This is a genomic window from Vibrio salinus, assembly GCF_021272385.1.
Lineage (GTDB): Bacteria > Pseudomonadota > Gammaproteobacteria > Enterobacterales > Vibrionaceae > Vibrio > Vibrio salinus.
Genome location: NZ_JAJSDZ010000007.1, coordinates 360,398 through 374,393, shown reverse-complemented (window position 1 = coordinate 374,393; position 13,996 = coordinate 360,398). Strand labels below are relative to the sequence as shown.

The 13,996-nt window shown below is 34.3% G+C and carries 12 protein-coding genes and 4 pseudogenes; 7 read left to right on the top strand and 9 right to left on the bottom strand.

Annotated features, from left to right (window positions below):
• Nucleotides 1–148: 148 nt before the first annotated feature.
• Nucleotides 149–858: pseudogene (locus LRQ06_RS07580) on the top strand (IS3 family transposase); the annotation flags it as partial.
• A gap of 8 nt (nucleotides 859–866) precedes the next feature.
• Here LRQ06_RS07580 and LRQ06_RS21190 read toward each other — a convergent pair.
• Nucleotides 867–1,025, bottom strand: a pseudogene (locus tag LRQ06_RS21190) (IS3 family transposase); the annotation flags it as partial.
• Nucleotides 1,024–1,296: pseudogene (locus LRQ06_RS07575) on the bottom strand (transposase); the annotation flags it as partial. The pseudogenes LRQ06_RS21190 and LRQ06_RS07575, both read right to left, overlap by 2 nt.
• 73 nt (nucleotides 1,297–1,369) lie before the next feature.
• Here LRQ06_RS07575 and LRQ06_RS07570 point away from each other — a divergent pair.
• From LRQ06_RS07570 to LRQ06_RS07545, 6 genes and pseudogenes are all read left to right on the top strand, one after another.
• Nucleotides 1,370–1,606: pseudogene (locus tag LRQ06_RS07570) on the top strand (IS3 family transposase); the annotation flags it as partial.
• A gap of 95 nt (nucleotides 1,607–1,701) precedes the next feature.
• Entirely contained in the window at nucleotides 1,702–2,337 is a 636-nt protein-coding gene (locus LRQ06_RS07565) for a PI-PLC domain-containing protein (RefSeq protein ID WP_232765785.1), read from the top strand.
• The gene (locus LRQ06_RS07560; protein ID WP_232765784.1) at nucleotides 2,330–2,965 is read left to right on the top strand and encodes an HAD family hydrolase; all 636 of its coding nucleotides are present in this window, start codon (nucleotides 2,330–2,332) and stop codon (nucleotides 2,963–2,965) included. The genes LRQ06_RS07565 and LRQ06_RS07560 overlap by 8 nt, the downstream gene beginning before the upstream one ends.
• Nucleotides 2,958–4,037, top strand: coding sequence for a nuclear transport factor 2 family protein (locus LRQ06_RS07555; protein WP_232765783.1), 1,080 nt, complete (start codon nucleotides 2,958–2,960; stop codon nucleotides 4,035–4,037). The genes LRQ06_RS07560 and LRQ06_RS07555 overlap by 8 nt, the downstream gene beginning before the upstream one ends.
• Complete coding sequence (locus LRQ06_RS07550) at nucleotides 4,027–4,353, top strand: cupin domain-containing protein (protein WP_232765782.1); 327 nt, start codon at nucleotides 4,027–4,029, stop codon at nucleotides 4,351–4,353. The genes LRQ06_RS07555 and LRQ06_RS07550 overlap by 11 nt, the downstream gene beginning before the upstream one ends.
• 3 nt (nucleotides 4,354–4,356) lie before the next feature.
• A complete protein-coding gene (locus tag LRQ06_RS07545; RefSeq protein ID WP_232765781.1) occupies nucleotides 4,357–5,109 on the top strand; it encodes a glycosyltransferase family 2 protein in 753 nt (250 codons plus the stop codon).
• Nucleotides 5,110–5,208: 99 nt separating this feature from the next.
• Here LRQ06_RS07545 and LRQ06_RS07540 read toward each other — a convergent pair whose 3' ends face one another.
• From LRQ06_RS07540 to rffA, 7 genes are read right to left on the bottom strand one after another with little or no spacing between them, the layout of a single operon-like run.
• The gene (locus LRQ06_RS07540) at nucleotides 5,209–6,921 is read right to left on the bottom strand and encodes an ABC transporter ATP-binding protein (RefSeq protein ID WP_232765780.1); all 1,713 of its coding nucleotides are present in this window, start codon (nucleotides 6,919–6,921) and stop codon (nucleotides 5,209–5,211) included.
• A 16-nt stretch (nucleotides 6,922–6,937) separates the two neighbouring features.
• Nucleotides 6,938–8,197, bottom strand: a complete 1,260-nt coding sequence (locus LRQ06_RS07535) for a glycosyltransferase family protein (RefSeq protein ID WP_232765779.1) — start codon at nucleotides 8,195–8,197, stop codon at nucleotides 6,938–6,940.
• Nucleotides 8,198–8,251: 54 nt separating this feature from the next.
• Entirely contained in the window at nucleotides 8,252–9,139 is an 888-nt protein-coding gene (locus LRQ06_RS07530) for a glycosyltransferase (RefSeq protein WP_232765778.1), read from the bottom strand.
• Entirely contained in the window at nucleotides 9,133–9,936 is an 804-nt protein-coding gene (locus LRQ06_RS07525; RefSeq protein ID WP_232765777.1) for a hypothetical protein, read from the bottom strand. Before LRQ06_RS07525 ends, LRQ06_RS07530 begins: the two co-directional genes overlap by 7 nt.
• Nucleotides 9,936–11,660 carry a hypothetical protein gene (locus LRQ06_RS07520; protein WP_232765776.1) on the bottom strand — a complete coding sequence of 575 codons (1,725 nt, stop codon included), beginning with the start codon at nucleotides 11,658–11,660 and terminating at the stop codon, nucleotides 9,936–9,938. Before LRQ06_RS07520 ends, LRQ06_RS07525 begins: the two co-directional genes overlap by 1 nt.
• A gap of 41 nt (nucleotides 11,661–11,701) precedes the next feature.
• On the bottom strand, nucleotides 11,702–12,835 hold the full coding sequence (wecB, locus tag LRQ06_RS07515) for a non-hydrolyzing UDP-N-acetylglucosamine 2-epimerase (RefSeq protein WP_232765775.1): 1,134 nt from the start codon (nucleotides 12,833–12,835) through the stop codon (nucleotides 11,702–11,704).
• Between the two features lie 14 nt (nucleotides 12,836–12,849).
• The gene (rffA, locus tag LRQ06_RS07510; protein ID WP_232765858.1) at nucleotides 12,850–13,995 is read right to left on the bottom strand and encodes a dTDP-4-amino-4,6-dideoxygalactose transaminase; all 1,146 of its coding nucleotides are present in this window, start codon (nucleotides 13,993–13,995) and stop codon (nucleotides 12,850–12,852) included.
• Nucleotide 13,996: the final 1 nt, after the last annotated feature.

Genomic DNA, 13,996 nt, shown 5'->3' with positions numbered 1-13,996 from the left:
TACAATTTTATAGATAATTATTTTGATGATAAGATAAGTAACAGAAGAGGTTCTCTTCTGTTTCAACTAAATGAATTCGTTAGTATGAATAGCCACCGACTTGATAGACATCTTTTAGTTAGACAAAATGACTAACAGAGAGGTGCTTATGAGCAGCAAAAGATATCCAGAAGAATTTAAAATTGAAGCAGTAAAACAGATCACTGAAAAAGGTCATAGTGTGGCTGATGTTGCCAACCGCTTAGGGACAACGACTCATAGTCTTTACGCTTGGGTTAAACGTTATGGTCCAGACTCATCACAATACCAAACTCACACCGATGAAAACGCCGAAATTCGCAGGCTTCGGAAAGAACTGCAAAGAGTCACCGAAGAACGGGATATACTAAAAAAAGCCGCGGTGTACTTCGCAAGCCAGTCCGACTGAGGTACGCCTTTATTAAAGCCAATCAGTCTGTTTGGCCTGTTAGACGGATGTGTAAAGTTCTTGAGGTTCATCCCAGTGGTTATTATGCCTGGATGAAACAACCTGACAGTAAACAAGAGAAACGGCGTAAATATCTTCTTGGACTGATCAAACAGTTTTGGCTGGAATCAGGAGGGGTATATGACTATCGAAAGATATACAGTGACTTACGCGATGAAGGTGAAACCTGTGGAATTAATCAAGTACATCGTTTGATGAAACGAGAAGGTTTACAGTCACAACGTGGGTATCGAAAACCCAGAGCTAAAGCGGGTACTGAACATATCATTTCGGCTAATAAATTAGCCAGAGAGTTCAATCCAACAGCGCCAAACCAATCATGGGTAACCGATATTACCTATATAAAAACACATGAAGGTTGGTTGTACCTTTGTAGTGGTCAAACAAAATTGGCCACAGTTTTGTAGTCCTGCCAGAACAACCGCTCTGACTCATTGGGTGTCAAACCACCATTGTACTGATGTGGCCTGACTTGGCTGTAATAACCAAGAATATAATCGGTGATCTTCATCTTGGCTTCTGCAAAACTTCTATATCCTGGTAGCCTTTTTTAATATTTCCTTTTCTAATTCAATTTCTTGAATGCGTTTTTTGAGCTCCCGAATTTCGATTTGCTCTGGTGTCATCGTAGCAGACGTGGGGCTTTTCCCCTGACGCTCTGACCTTAGCTGGCAGACCCATTTCCCAACGGTTGAATACCCAACCCCCATAGCATCAGCAGCTTCGTGATGTGAATATCCATTATCCAGAACCAGCTCGGCTGTTTCTCTTCGGAATTCTGCTGAATAGTTACGTTTTTTCTTTACCATTTTGTCACCTAATTCTGCTATGAACACAATCATAGCACCTCTAATCAGGTGGCCAAATTTAATGTACCACTACAGTATGAGCCGCCGAGGTAATTGTCACGATAATGCTGTAGCAGAAAGCTTTTTCCAATTACTGAAAAGAGAAAGAATTAAACGAAAAATCTACTCTACAAGGGAAGATGCACGTATGGATATCTTTGAATATATTGAGATGTTCTACAACGTAAAACGCAGGCATGGTTCCAATAATCAGCTATCACCTGTAGAGTATGAAAAGCAATATGAAGAAAGGCTAACTAGTGTCTACTGAGTCGGTGGCTATTCAATATACAAAAATGTCTTAAGTAAGTATCATTCATATTATTTTATCCAATAAATATAGATGTCCTCAAAGGAGGTTCGTACATGGAAATAATTGCTCATAGAGGCGTTTGGCAACAACCTCATGAAAAGAACTCGATTAAAGCATTTGAAGAAGCGTTATCTTCCGGGTTCGGGATAGAGACAGATATCAGAGACTCTAATCAGGACTTAGTAATCAGTCATGATATACCTGATGAACACGCGGCTACTTTCAGCCAATTTCTGAAACTAGTTAATGAGATCAATTCACAAGTAACGTTGGCTTTAAACATAAAAGCAGATGGTCTGGAAAAAAAACTGCAAGAATATGTTTCCTTGCAAAAAATCCCTCATTTCTATTTCGACATGTCGATACCTGACACACTTAGCTATGTAAGAGAAAATCTTTCTTACTATACTCGTTTTTCAGACATAGAAGAAACTCCAGCCCTATATTCTGAGGCCACCGGAGTATGGTTAGACAGTTTTTATTCCAACAAACTTAACGAAAAGATGTTACTGGAGTTCCTACAGGATAATAAACTAGTAGCTTTAGTTTCTCCTGAACTGCATGGCTTTGAACATTCAGATTATTGGACAACACTCAAAACATTTATAAACCATAACAGCAACTTTAAAGCTAAAATTAAACTTTGTACTGACCATCCACACGAAGCTAAGAGATTTTTCTGTGAATAACAAAATCAAAGCAATTATATTTGACATGGACGGAGTTCTCATCGATGCCAAAGACTGGCATTATGAAGCTCTAAACAAAGCACTGGCTATTTTCGGTTTAACAATTAGCAGGCATGATCACCTAGTTACTTTTGATGGACTATCAACTTCACAAAAATTGAACATCCTCTCGAAAACTCACGTGCTTCCCGAAGCTCTGCACCCATTTATTAATGAAATGAAGCAACAGTATACGATGGATATTACATACCAGTTATGTAAACCCGTATTTCACCATCAGTATGCTTTATCAAAATTAAAGCAACATGGATATCATTTAGCAGTTGCATCTAATTCCATCCGTAATACGGTAAAAGTAATGATGGAACGCTCAAGTTTAATTGAATACTTGGATTTTTATTTATCTAATCAGGATGTAACTAAAGGTAAACCAGATCCTGAAATTTACAATACGGCAATCAACAGACTTAATTTACAACCTCAGGAATGCTTAATCGTCGAAGATAATGAAAATGGGCTAAAAGCCGCCTATGCATCAGGTGCCCAAGTTCTTAAAGTGGAAACCGTTAATGATGTCAACTTTGACAACATATACAACTATATCTGCGAGATAGAAAATAATGCTTAATATATTAATACCTTTGGCTGGTAAGAATACTTTTAAAACAGATAGTAATAATCCATTCCCCAAAATTTTAACCGAAGTTGATGGCAAATTAATAATAGAAAGAGCAGCAAGATCGCTGATAGATCTAAAGCACAATAAGATAGTTGTCGCCATTCCTAAAAACGAATCGGAACAGTTCCGACTGAAAAATGTAATTTCTCTATTATCCGACTCGATTGAAATCTGCAGTATAAATGGCGACACTCAGGGTGCAGCTTGCTCCGCATTATTAGCAATCGAACACCTCGACCTTGATTCTCCTCTTGTTATATCCAGCTTTGAGCAAATACTTGATTTTGACTTAAATCCATATATTGAAGATTTTCAAAATAGTGGCGTTGATGCTGGAATATTAACATTTGAAGCAATTCACCCGAAATGGTCATTCGTTAAAGTAAATACACAGCAGATAGTGACACAAGCTGCAGAGAAAAATCCAATCAGCAAGAACGCAATTGCTGGTCTATATTATTATAAAACTGCCAGACAATTTGTCGAAGCAGCAAAATCAATAATAAGAAAAGATGTAAAAACAAATGGACTATTTTTTATATCACAAACATTAAATGAAATCATATTAAAAGAAGGTGTCGTAAAAGCACTTCCGATTGATAAAACAAAATATTTTCATATTAATGATGAATATTCTCTTACTAATTTTGAAGATTCCATCAGAGAAGAAAACAACAATAAAAAAGAGAAAATAAGACAATTAACTGAAAAATATATCCAATATTTCAATTCAAAAGAAATCACCGCATTAAAAACAATGTTCAGTAATAATTTTGAGTTAATTGAGCCAGACGTAACCTTTTCTGGCAAAGAAACAGCAAGTACCCATATAGAAAAAATATTTAAAAACAATAGTGACTTGCATTTTGATGTAAAAAAAATATATATCGAATCACAACAGTCAAGCATTCTAGAATTCGAGCTACAACTATCTGACTGCATGTTATCTGGAGTAGATATTATTACTTGGGATGAACAGGGAAAAATAACATCACTGAAGGCTTATTTAAATGAAAAATAATAAACTTACAAATTTTACCCGTGGCTGGTTTGTCGGTGGCTTCGAACCATCACTTTATAATACAACTGATGTCGAAGTCGCAGTTCAACATTTCAAAAAAGGTCAGCATGAAGCATCACACTGCCACAAAATAGCGACAGAGATTACCGTAATTGTCTCAGGAAAAGTAAAAATGAACGGGCAACAATTTGAGACTGGTGATGTCATTACCCTATCACCTGGAGAATTTACAGATTTTCAGGCTCTCGAAGATACCATAACTACTGTTGTAAAACTGCCTGGGGCTCTAAACGATAAATATCTAAAGGAAGAATAATAAATGCTAAATATTGTTATACCGATGGCTGGAAAAGGCAGTCGATTTTCTAACGCAGGTTATGAGTTACCCAAACCACTAATTGATGTTGGTGGGAAACCGATGATCGAAGTAGTCATCAACAATTTAACTCCTCACTATGAACACCGTTTTATCTTTATATGTCAAAATGAGCACTTAGATAAATATGATCTAAACGCAATTTTTTCCAATTCATGTGAACACTTTGAAGTTATTGGTATTGATGGTATTACAGAGGGCGCAGCTATTACTGTGTTAAAAGCCCGGGATTTTATCGATAATAATGAACCGCTAATGATTGCTAATTCAGATCAATGGATAGATGCCGATATTAATGAATATCTTGATGATATAGAAGAACGACATTTAGATGGCAGTATGCTTACTATGAAAGCCACTGATCCTAAATGGTCATACGCTAAAGTTGAGCCATCAGGACTGGTAACAGAAGTTGTTGAGAAAGTCGTCGTTTCAGATGAAGCTACAGTCGGTATTTATAACTTTACTCAAGGTTCAGATTTTTGTCGCTACGCAGATTACATGATCCAAAATAACATAAGAAGTAACAACGAATTTTATGTTGCACCTACATATACTTTTATGGCTGAAGACAATAAAAAAATTGGCGTGTTTAATATTGGAGAAGAAGCCAATGGGATGTACGGGCTAGGAATCCCTGATGATTTAGAATTATTCTTAAAATCATCAGTATTATCCAAAGCTTTAGATTTTTAGTGAAATGTATGTGAGAAACACTCCTTTGATGTTTCTCACACTTAACTTCAATTCTAACTCAAAAATCAGAACATAATATTGTAAAAGCCTTCGGCAACATTAACTGACATAAACATTACCGTTTTCAAGATGAACAATATAATCACATTTCTCTAATGTTGACTCTCTATGTGCAATCATTATTATTGTTTTCGTTCCTTTATATCTCATAACATAATCTATAATTTTCTTTTCAGTTACCTTATCTAATGCACTGGTCGCTTCATCAAAAATTATTATTTCCGGATCTTTAAATAATGCTCTTGCTATACCAATTCTTTGTCTTTGCCCACCAGAAAGACGACTTCCTTGTTCGCCTACGAATGTGTCAAGTCCTTCCTGTGTGCTAACAAGTTCACCAAGATCCATCTCATGAAGAAGAGAGCTAACTCTTTCCCTTGCTGAATCAGTATCCTTAAAGTCCCTATAAAAAGTCACATTATGAAAAAGACTATCGTCTAACAAATATGTTTCCTGCGGTACATATCCTATTTTATTTCTATAACTTGATAACACTTCCTGCATTTTATGATTATTAACTAAAACTAGTCCTTCATCTGGTGACAACAACCCTAAAATAATATTCAGCAGAGTACTCTTCCCTGAACCAGTTTTACCTACAATCCCTACCGTATCCCCTTTTTTAAATTGAAAGTTAAAATTATCAATTATAGAATGTTCGTGATACGAAAAACTAACATCGTTAAAATCAATGGTCATAAATTCCCCTAATTCAGCAGAATTAACAATTGCATCGCCCTCTCCTTTTGGACTTACTCTTTGCTGAATCGAGTGCATATAGTTCTCTATTGAAGGTTTAGCATAAGATAGTGCCTGAAAGTGAGCAACTATCTTATTCGCCGATGGTAAAATTTTTACTAATGCTGCAAAAAATACTCCCATCTGAATAAAAATTTCTTCAACTTTAAGCCCAGAAAAAAAAGCAACGCTACCAATAATAAAGACCCCAATAATAGCGACCACTTCCAAAATATATTTTGGTAAAGAGTTAATAAATAAGCCATTAGAGATACAACTGGCACTTTGTTGCGAGTGTTGTCTAAACTCTTCAGTGAAAGTTTCTTGTTGTGAGTAAATAAGGACTTCCTTTATAGAATTGAATGCTTGTTGTGCATTTTTTATCATTGCCCCATCAGAACACATTTGTCCTTTCGCATATTCTTTCAATTTTGGTGATGTCAACTTTGTAATAATAAATCCAACAGATACAAATAATACAGAGGACAATAATATCCCTAGTGGATTTAGATAAATAACAAAAGCTAATAAACAAGATAAAGGAACTATTTCTGACATCAACACCAAGACTGGCATAATAAAACGAGCTTCAACTACATTACACTCTGTCATTATATTTCGAATATACTCTGATGAATTAGAATTCAAATAGAACTGAATATCTTTATATAAATAATGATAAAACAAATTCCTTTGTATATATGCTTTAGCATTAGCAACAAATTTATATGTGTATCTATACACATATAAGGAAAACACACCCTTTAAAATAAAGATAAAAACAATACCAACAGCAAGAAACACCAGCATTTGGTTATAATTCAACTGCATTTCTAAAAAATTATTTACTTGACTAATTTTGTTGGCGTCTAATGCTACAGACATTAACGGTATTAGAGACGCAATAGATGCAACCTCGATAATTCCTGCAACACCTAACATTGGAACCAAGATATAAAGACGACGAAGCAATCTTGCTGGTAATAGTTTTATAAAACTCAAATATATGTTCAAAACTAAACCCTATACTTTATTCAAATAGTTTATTTAATTGTTCATCAATATTAATATTATTATTTTTAGCTTTATTTTTATATATCGAATAATTATGAAGTAAATCTAATAATACAATCTTAATATTAGGTATATCACTCACATTTTCAGCTATATTACCAGAATCGTGTAATAGATGCTGTAATTCCTCGCTATTAGTCAGTCCTAATATAGGATTACCTATATTTAAATAATCATATGTTTTATAAGGAATTGTTGTTTGACTACGATCATCTGCATGCTGAATTAACAATGAAACCATTTTAGTACTTGCTTCTGTTACTGCTAATTCTCTTGGCATAATAGAACGCTGTTTTACATATGAACGACTAAGGTGATGCTCTTTTATCTCACCATAGATCTCCCCCAAATTAAAAATACTTATTTGTCCTTCATATATTTTATTTTCGCTGATTAACTCATCGATAGCTTGGATAATAGTATTTAAATTTCTTGATGAATATAATGTTCCGAGATGAATCATCTCTAACTTATCATTTTTAGAATCACTTGAAGCGTCAATCTTCTGATCTATAAATTTTTTGGACCCTGGATATATCGCACAAACCTTACTACTAAAATCAGGATAACGCTCTTTAGCTTCCTGAGCTGCTAATTTAGTTACATAAACTATTTTAGAAGATGCTTTTACAACAAATTTCTCAACAACACCTAATAGTCTACTCGAGTTTTCATTTCGTCCAATTTCTCGACCGACCAGTGGATCTTGTAACTCACAGATTAATCTTTTTCCTGTTATCAATGAGATCCCTCCACCAGCAAGATGACTGGATGCAGGTCCCCCTGTAGAAAAAATCACTTTACAACGATAAAAGATCATCAATGGGAACGCACATAAAAAACAAGTAATCGCCCATGCCCATTTACCTCCACCATTACCTCCAACAGCTATTTTTTGTAAAAAATCCATAAAATTGCCAAAGATAAAAGCAAATGGGAAATACAACAATATCTTCCACTGAGTTAAAGAATCGCCACGTAATTTTAATTCATCAATTTCATGCTTAAAATCTGTCCATGAAAAAGAAGGTACCCTAAAGTGTTTTACATTAGACAAACTACATTTTTTGGATGATAAAGCAGAAACTAATATTATTTTTCTATTCATCTTAGATAAAGCATCGACTTTATCATCCGCCCATTCTGCTGGACAACATCCTTGTACTCCATAGAAATAGCTAAGGAAAAGTATTGGCGAATTATTATCAAGTCCCATTATTTATTCTCATTTAATATTTTGTTATCAATTTTGCAAGCAGTCATTACCAGACTAAATATGAATACCAAGTTTTTCTAACATAGATAGTACTCTTTTCCCCATTTTCTTAATTAACGGATTATTGGATGCCACTTTCCTAAATACTTTATTTGTCCGAACTCCAGAACCTACTACTATGCCTTTTTTGAGTCGCTCACTACCAGAAAGATATAGAGTAAACCCCCTTTTGGTATAATACCTAAGAGCAACATCAAATCTTGATAGAGCAGTTTCATCTGATGAAATAGCGTTCTCATCCATTCCAATATCTTTCCCATACTCAGGCAAGCTACCCCATAAGCTCTTATCATTTTCAGGATGTGGTGGTACATATGTCCCCAACCCAAATTTTTGTAACATATAAGAGAAATGTATATCTTCTCCAGCGATCTTACTTGAATCTTTTGGTGGCATTTCACTCCAAAACATAGCTAAGTGTTCTCTTTTAAAGAACCACGCATGACCAACAATATCAACCTGCATTGTCTCTTCATTTGCGTTTCCCCACCCATAATGTTCAAATGGATGATATCTCTTAGGGTTCATATACCTAAGTCCACGGGTACCAAGCAAGCCTTCATGAGTTTTCATTGTCTCGATACAATTCTCAAACCATCTTTCACCAGGTATCGTATCATCATCAAATACACAAATATAATCAGCATCAATATTCAAAGCAAAGGCGAATCGAGCCCAAACCCCTAAATTTTCAGAGCACTCAGCAAGAATAAATCGAGACTTTAATTTCTCATCAATAACTTCGCCTTTATTTTGCCAAACATAGATAGACTCTGGCTTTATCGTTTGGCCCTCTATTGCATCAAGCTGCATATATAAATATTTTGTTCGTTTAAAAGCATTTAATACTACTGCAATCTTCGGGGCTTCACTTTTCACCATGTGATTTTATAACCTTTGGATAATTTATATTTTAATTTAGCAATTAGACTTCCCTGAACCAAATGATATGCCCTGGTTCTTGAATCTAAAGATAGTAAATCGTTTATGGATGTACCGATATCAATTAATATTATATCTTGTCTTCTGGTGTGCAGTTTGTGTCCAATAATATTGGTTAATGATGATGCAGAAGAAAGGACTAAAGCACCAGCTTCAATATCTATTAATTCATGCATCACTTTATCTAAAGTTTCCTGATAACAATTGAAAAAGTTATCAGGGACTTCAATAAGCTTTGCATTAGATAACTCCCCCACCAATTTTGATCGATAATTTGCAACCACGTATATATGTTTAAATTTACTAAAGAGCGGAACAATATTATCTCTGTAACATTCATAATTCGAATTCAAAAACAAGTCAGAGAATGTAATATTAGAAGAAAACCCACCATTTAGACGCAACATAAACTCACGATCAATAATGGCATTGTTATGGCTTGTCGGAATACCTTTGAAAAAATACTCGTCTCTGTATGTTGCCGATGCTAATAAATCACTTCTTAGTTCTTGATGGATGCGTGGATCAAATCTTTTTGAGTCAAAGGCAGGAAATTCATTACCAAAAGTACGTCCTCTGAAAACAGTTTTACCCTGGCCTATCTCTAAGTAGCGATTGTGTAATATTTCTGTTTCACCATCACTAAATCTAACAAAATGAAATGGAGTTTGATTTTCTAATAGAGCCTGAAGCCTATTTAAATGTTCTTCAGCAAAAGGAATTTTTAATTTAGACATTAACATTCACCCCTTTTACTCAAATCAATACCATATTTTTTAGATAGAAAATTGATTTCATCATGCCACTCACTTGTACACCACTTTCCTTTAGCAATCGCAGTAGCAATATGTGGAAATTTATCATTGGCCAATAAATATTTCCCTACCTTGCGTTCACCCTTAACAGCAGAAAAAACAAAATTGGAACAAATTGAGACTTTTTCCATATCATAGATACCGTGGTTGAAACCACTAAGAAAAGAAATCATATTTGATAATTTCATTATAGATGGTTGAATTGAGAACGAATATCCACCACGATTGGTCATTAAATCAGGAAAAACCTCATGATCTAATTTCTTATCAACATAATTAGTGTCAACCAACTTTATATAAAATTCATTTGAATTATCTAAAAAATGCAGTAGCGAATTTAAATATACTCTATCAACTTTATCTATTAGGGGCATGTCTTCATGGACAAAATAAACGAACTCACATTCACTTTTCAACTTATTAAAGCAATATTTCAAGCGTTCAGAGTACAAGTCATCATCAGCATATTTTATTATTTTAGCATCAATTTCGAGCTTCTTATATGCTAGCTCTGTCTCTAACGAATCTTCTGAAAGAATGAATATACTAGAGCACTCTGGAGATAAGTTTTCTCTCGCCTGGTTAATTGCCATCTTCCAACAATCACTAAATGACGAATGACTATAAATAATATAAGCATATCTTTTAGCATTAATCACTTGTCCAGAATTTAAATTCTCAAAATCTTTAATGTCTAAAAATCTTGCTTTTTCTCTGAGTTTTTTTTCTTTAAAAAAATATTTAAAGATTGCATGAATATTCAGTGCTTGATATGTTGGATATGTAATATCTGTTGGTTCATTTAAAGAAAGAGCATTTTCCCCTGTTACTGAAGGTCTATACAAATAATTAAATAGTCGTTGCTTAGCCCCTAACATTTTATTTTTCACTTGGGGGGGCATATTCAGCCGAGATAAATTTTCAAAAATTTTTACTAATCGAGGTGCGATTTTATATTCAAAAATCAACTGTAATCGGTTCTGAGCTTTTTTTCTTATTGCAAGTGGCCAACCTTTTTCTGTAAATTCATAAAAATAATCATTCTGACCAGAAAGACACTCTAAAACAAAGTCAGAGAATGTTGAAAATTTCTTCGCTAACTCTTTAGTAGTAAAAAACCACATATCAGCATACCCTTCATCAATTTCTCTAAAGTATGAAAGGTATATATAGCCTTTTGGTAAAGCACTATCTGCCACAATTTGGTTCACCTCGCGGCTTCCTGCGCATCCTTGATCCCACCTAGCAACCAGAACCCAATCCTGTTCATCAACATCATCTAATAGCTCTAAAAGCTCGACTGTTTTAGAACGAGTCTTTGACATTCCAAGAAAACTTTGTGGTGAACTTTTCACCCATAGAGAGTTTGCTCTTTTTATCCCAAGTTCAAACTTGTCTATTGGCTGAATTAATGGCATATATTCGCCAATAAAGTTTTCTTGTTTTTCCATAATCAAATGCTTTGGTGCATAAACTTTTTGCACCAAATCGTAAAACTCTGGATTCCAACTATGAGCTACAATATTTATATTATCAGTCTTGGGTATTTGTTTCTGAATGTTTATAAACCCATTCCAGAATGACTTTAAATTTGCTGAATTATCTCGACAAATATGTCCATAAAGGCAAATAGTCAAATTATCCATCTTATAATAAACCTATCAATTTTTCATTTTAAATATTATTTCTATTTCAGTTTTTCAAATATAAAGCTGATAATTCTATCACAGGAAAAACCATCACCATATGGGTTATGAGCTTGACTCATAGACTCATAGTAATTTGAGTCATCAATCAAACGACTGACTTCATTTACTATTTTTATTTCATTCGTACCAACAATTCGTACAGTACCAGCCTCAACAGCCTCAGGTCTCTCAGTTGTATCTCTCATTACCAAAACTGGTTTTCCTAAAGATGGGGCCTCTTCCTGTATACCACCAGAATCGGTAACTATGATATATGCCTTACTCATTAAAAAAACAAAAGATAAATACTCCTGAGGATCAATTAAAAATATATTTGAATTATTATTTAACTTTTCTGTAACAACGTTTTTTACATTTGGATTTAAATGAACAGGGTAAACAATATTAACCATATCATTATATTTTTCGGATATAGATTTAAGAGCATTACAAATATGCTCGAAACCATCTCCAAAATTTTCCCGTCGATGCCCAGTAACTAATATTAATTTCTTTCCATCATTAACAAATGGAAACTGTTTAACAAATGAGGAAATAATTTCAGGAGATTCATCAATTTTATTTTCAACCCATAACAGAGCATCAATAACCGTATTACCAGTAACAATAATATTATTTTTATCTACATTTTCTTTAATTAAATTATTTTTAGATGAATCTGTCGGAGCAAAATGATAGGATGCTAATGCACCTGTCAGCTTTCGATTGGCTTCTTCAGGCCAGGGAGAATATATATTTCCAGTTCTTAAACCAGCTTCAACATGACCAACAGCAATTCTTTCATAATAGCAAGCTAAAGCAACGGCAAAAGTTGTTGCTGTATCTCCGTGAACAAGAACCACATCTGGTTTAAAATCGGTTAAAATATCCTTCATCTTCACTAAGATTTTAGATGTTACTTCATTTAATGTTTGTCCCGGTTTCATTATATTCAGATCGTAATCAGGTACTATCTCAAACAATTCCAAAACTTGATCTAACATCTCACGATGTTGCGCCGTCACACAAGATCTACATTCAAATCTATCATCACCAGCACAAGCCTTAACCAAAGGTGCCATTTTAATTGCTTCAGGTCTTGTTCCGAAAACCAACAAAATCTTTTTTGCCATACTACAATTCCACTCTATTTTTCTATGGAAGAATCAAAAAACTTATAAATGAGATCAATAATAAAGTTAATTTGGGTATCAGTAATACCATACCATATAGGTAACCTTACTAGTTTCTCGCTATGCTCTGTTGTGTAACGGTCTTCACCACAAAACCGACCAAATTTATTGCCTGCCGAAGATGAATGCAAAGGAACATAATGAAACACAGCATTGACTCCATTTATTCCTAAATAATCAATTAGCTTGGTTCTTTCACTAAGGTCGCTAACTTTAATATAAAACATATGAGCATTGTGCTCACATTCTATAGGAACATGTGGTTCACTAATAATATATCTATCTGATAACGGCTTAAGAGCTTTAAAATATAAATCCCAAACACGACACCTGAATTTATTTATTTCATCAGCTTTTTCCAACTGACCCCATAAATATGCAGCTTGGATATCAGAAGGTAAATAACTACTTCCCAAATCAACCCAGCTATATTTATCTACCATACCACGAAAAAATTGACTCCTATTAGTCCCTTTATCACGAATAATTTCTGCTCTTTCAACAAGAGATTTATCATTTATAATAAGGAGACCACCTTCTCCACCACTAGTATAGTTTTTTGTTTCATGAAAACTAATAGCACCGATATGACCAATTGAACCCAAAGGACGACCTTTATAAGTGGCCATCATCCCCTGAGCAGCATCTTCAACAACATAAAGGCCATATTTCTCTGCTAAAGCCATGATACTATCCATCTCACATGCTACTCCAGCATAATGGACAGGAACAATAACTTTCGTCTTTGAAGTGATAGCCTCCTCAATTAGTTTTTCATCAATATTCATAGTATCTGGTCGTATATCTACAAATACTATTTTTGCTCCTCTTAGCACGAATGCATTAGCAGTAGTAACAAACGTATAACTAGGAACAATAACCTCATCACCAGGCTTAATATCAAGTAATAAAGCGGCCATTTCTAGTGAATGAGTGCACGAAGGAGTCAACAGCACCTTATTCAAATGCTGTTTTTTCTCAAACCAGTCCTGGCATTTTTTAGAGAAAGGACCATTTCCCGCAAGACTATTACTTCTCATAGAAGCAATAACATACTGCTCTTCGTTTCCAGTAAACGGAGGCTTATTAAAAGAGATAATT

What these genes read in the sequence shown, in the direction of transcription:
- LRQ06_RS07565 (WP_232765785.1), top strand. Translation starts at nt 1,702, where the DNA reads ATGGAAATAATTGCTCATAGAGGCGTTTGGCAACAACCTCATGAAAAG.
- LRQ06_RS07555 (WP_232765783.1), top strand. Translation starts at nt 2,958, where the DNA reads ATGCTTAATATATTAATACCTTTGGCTGGTAAGAATACTTTTAAAACA.
- LRQ06_RS07550 (WP_232765782.1), top strand. Translation starts at nt 4,027, where the DNA reads ATGAAAAATAATAAACTTACAAATTTTACCCGTGGCTGGTTTGTCGGT.
- LRQ06_RS07545 (WP_232765781.1), top strand. Translation starts at nt 4,357, where the DNA reads ATGCTAAATATTGTTATACCGATGGCTGGAAAAGGCAGTCGATTTTCT.
- LRQ06_RS07535 (WP_232765779.1), bottom strand. Translation starts at nt 8,197, where the DNA reads ATGGGACTTGATAATAATTCGCCAATACTTTTCCTTAGCTATTTCTAT.
- LRQ06_RS07530 (WP_232765778.1), bottom strand. Translation starts at nt 9,139, where the DNA reads ATGGTGAAAAGTGAAGCCCCGAAGATTGCAGTAGTATTAAATGCTTTT.
- LRQ06_RS07525 (WP_232765777.1), bottom strand. Translation starts at nt 9,936, where the DNA reads ATGTCTAAATTAAAAATTCCTTTTGCTGAAGAACATTTAAATAGGCTT.
- LRQ06_RS07520 (WP_232765776.1), bottom strand. Translation starts at nt 11,660, where the DNA reads ATGGATAATTTGACTATTTGCCTTTATGGACATATTTGTCGAGATAAT.
- wecB (WP_232765775.1), bottom strand. Translation starts at nt 12,835, where the DNA reads ATGGCAAAAAAGATTTTGTTGGTTTTCGGAACAAGACCTGAAGCAATT.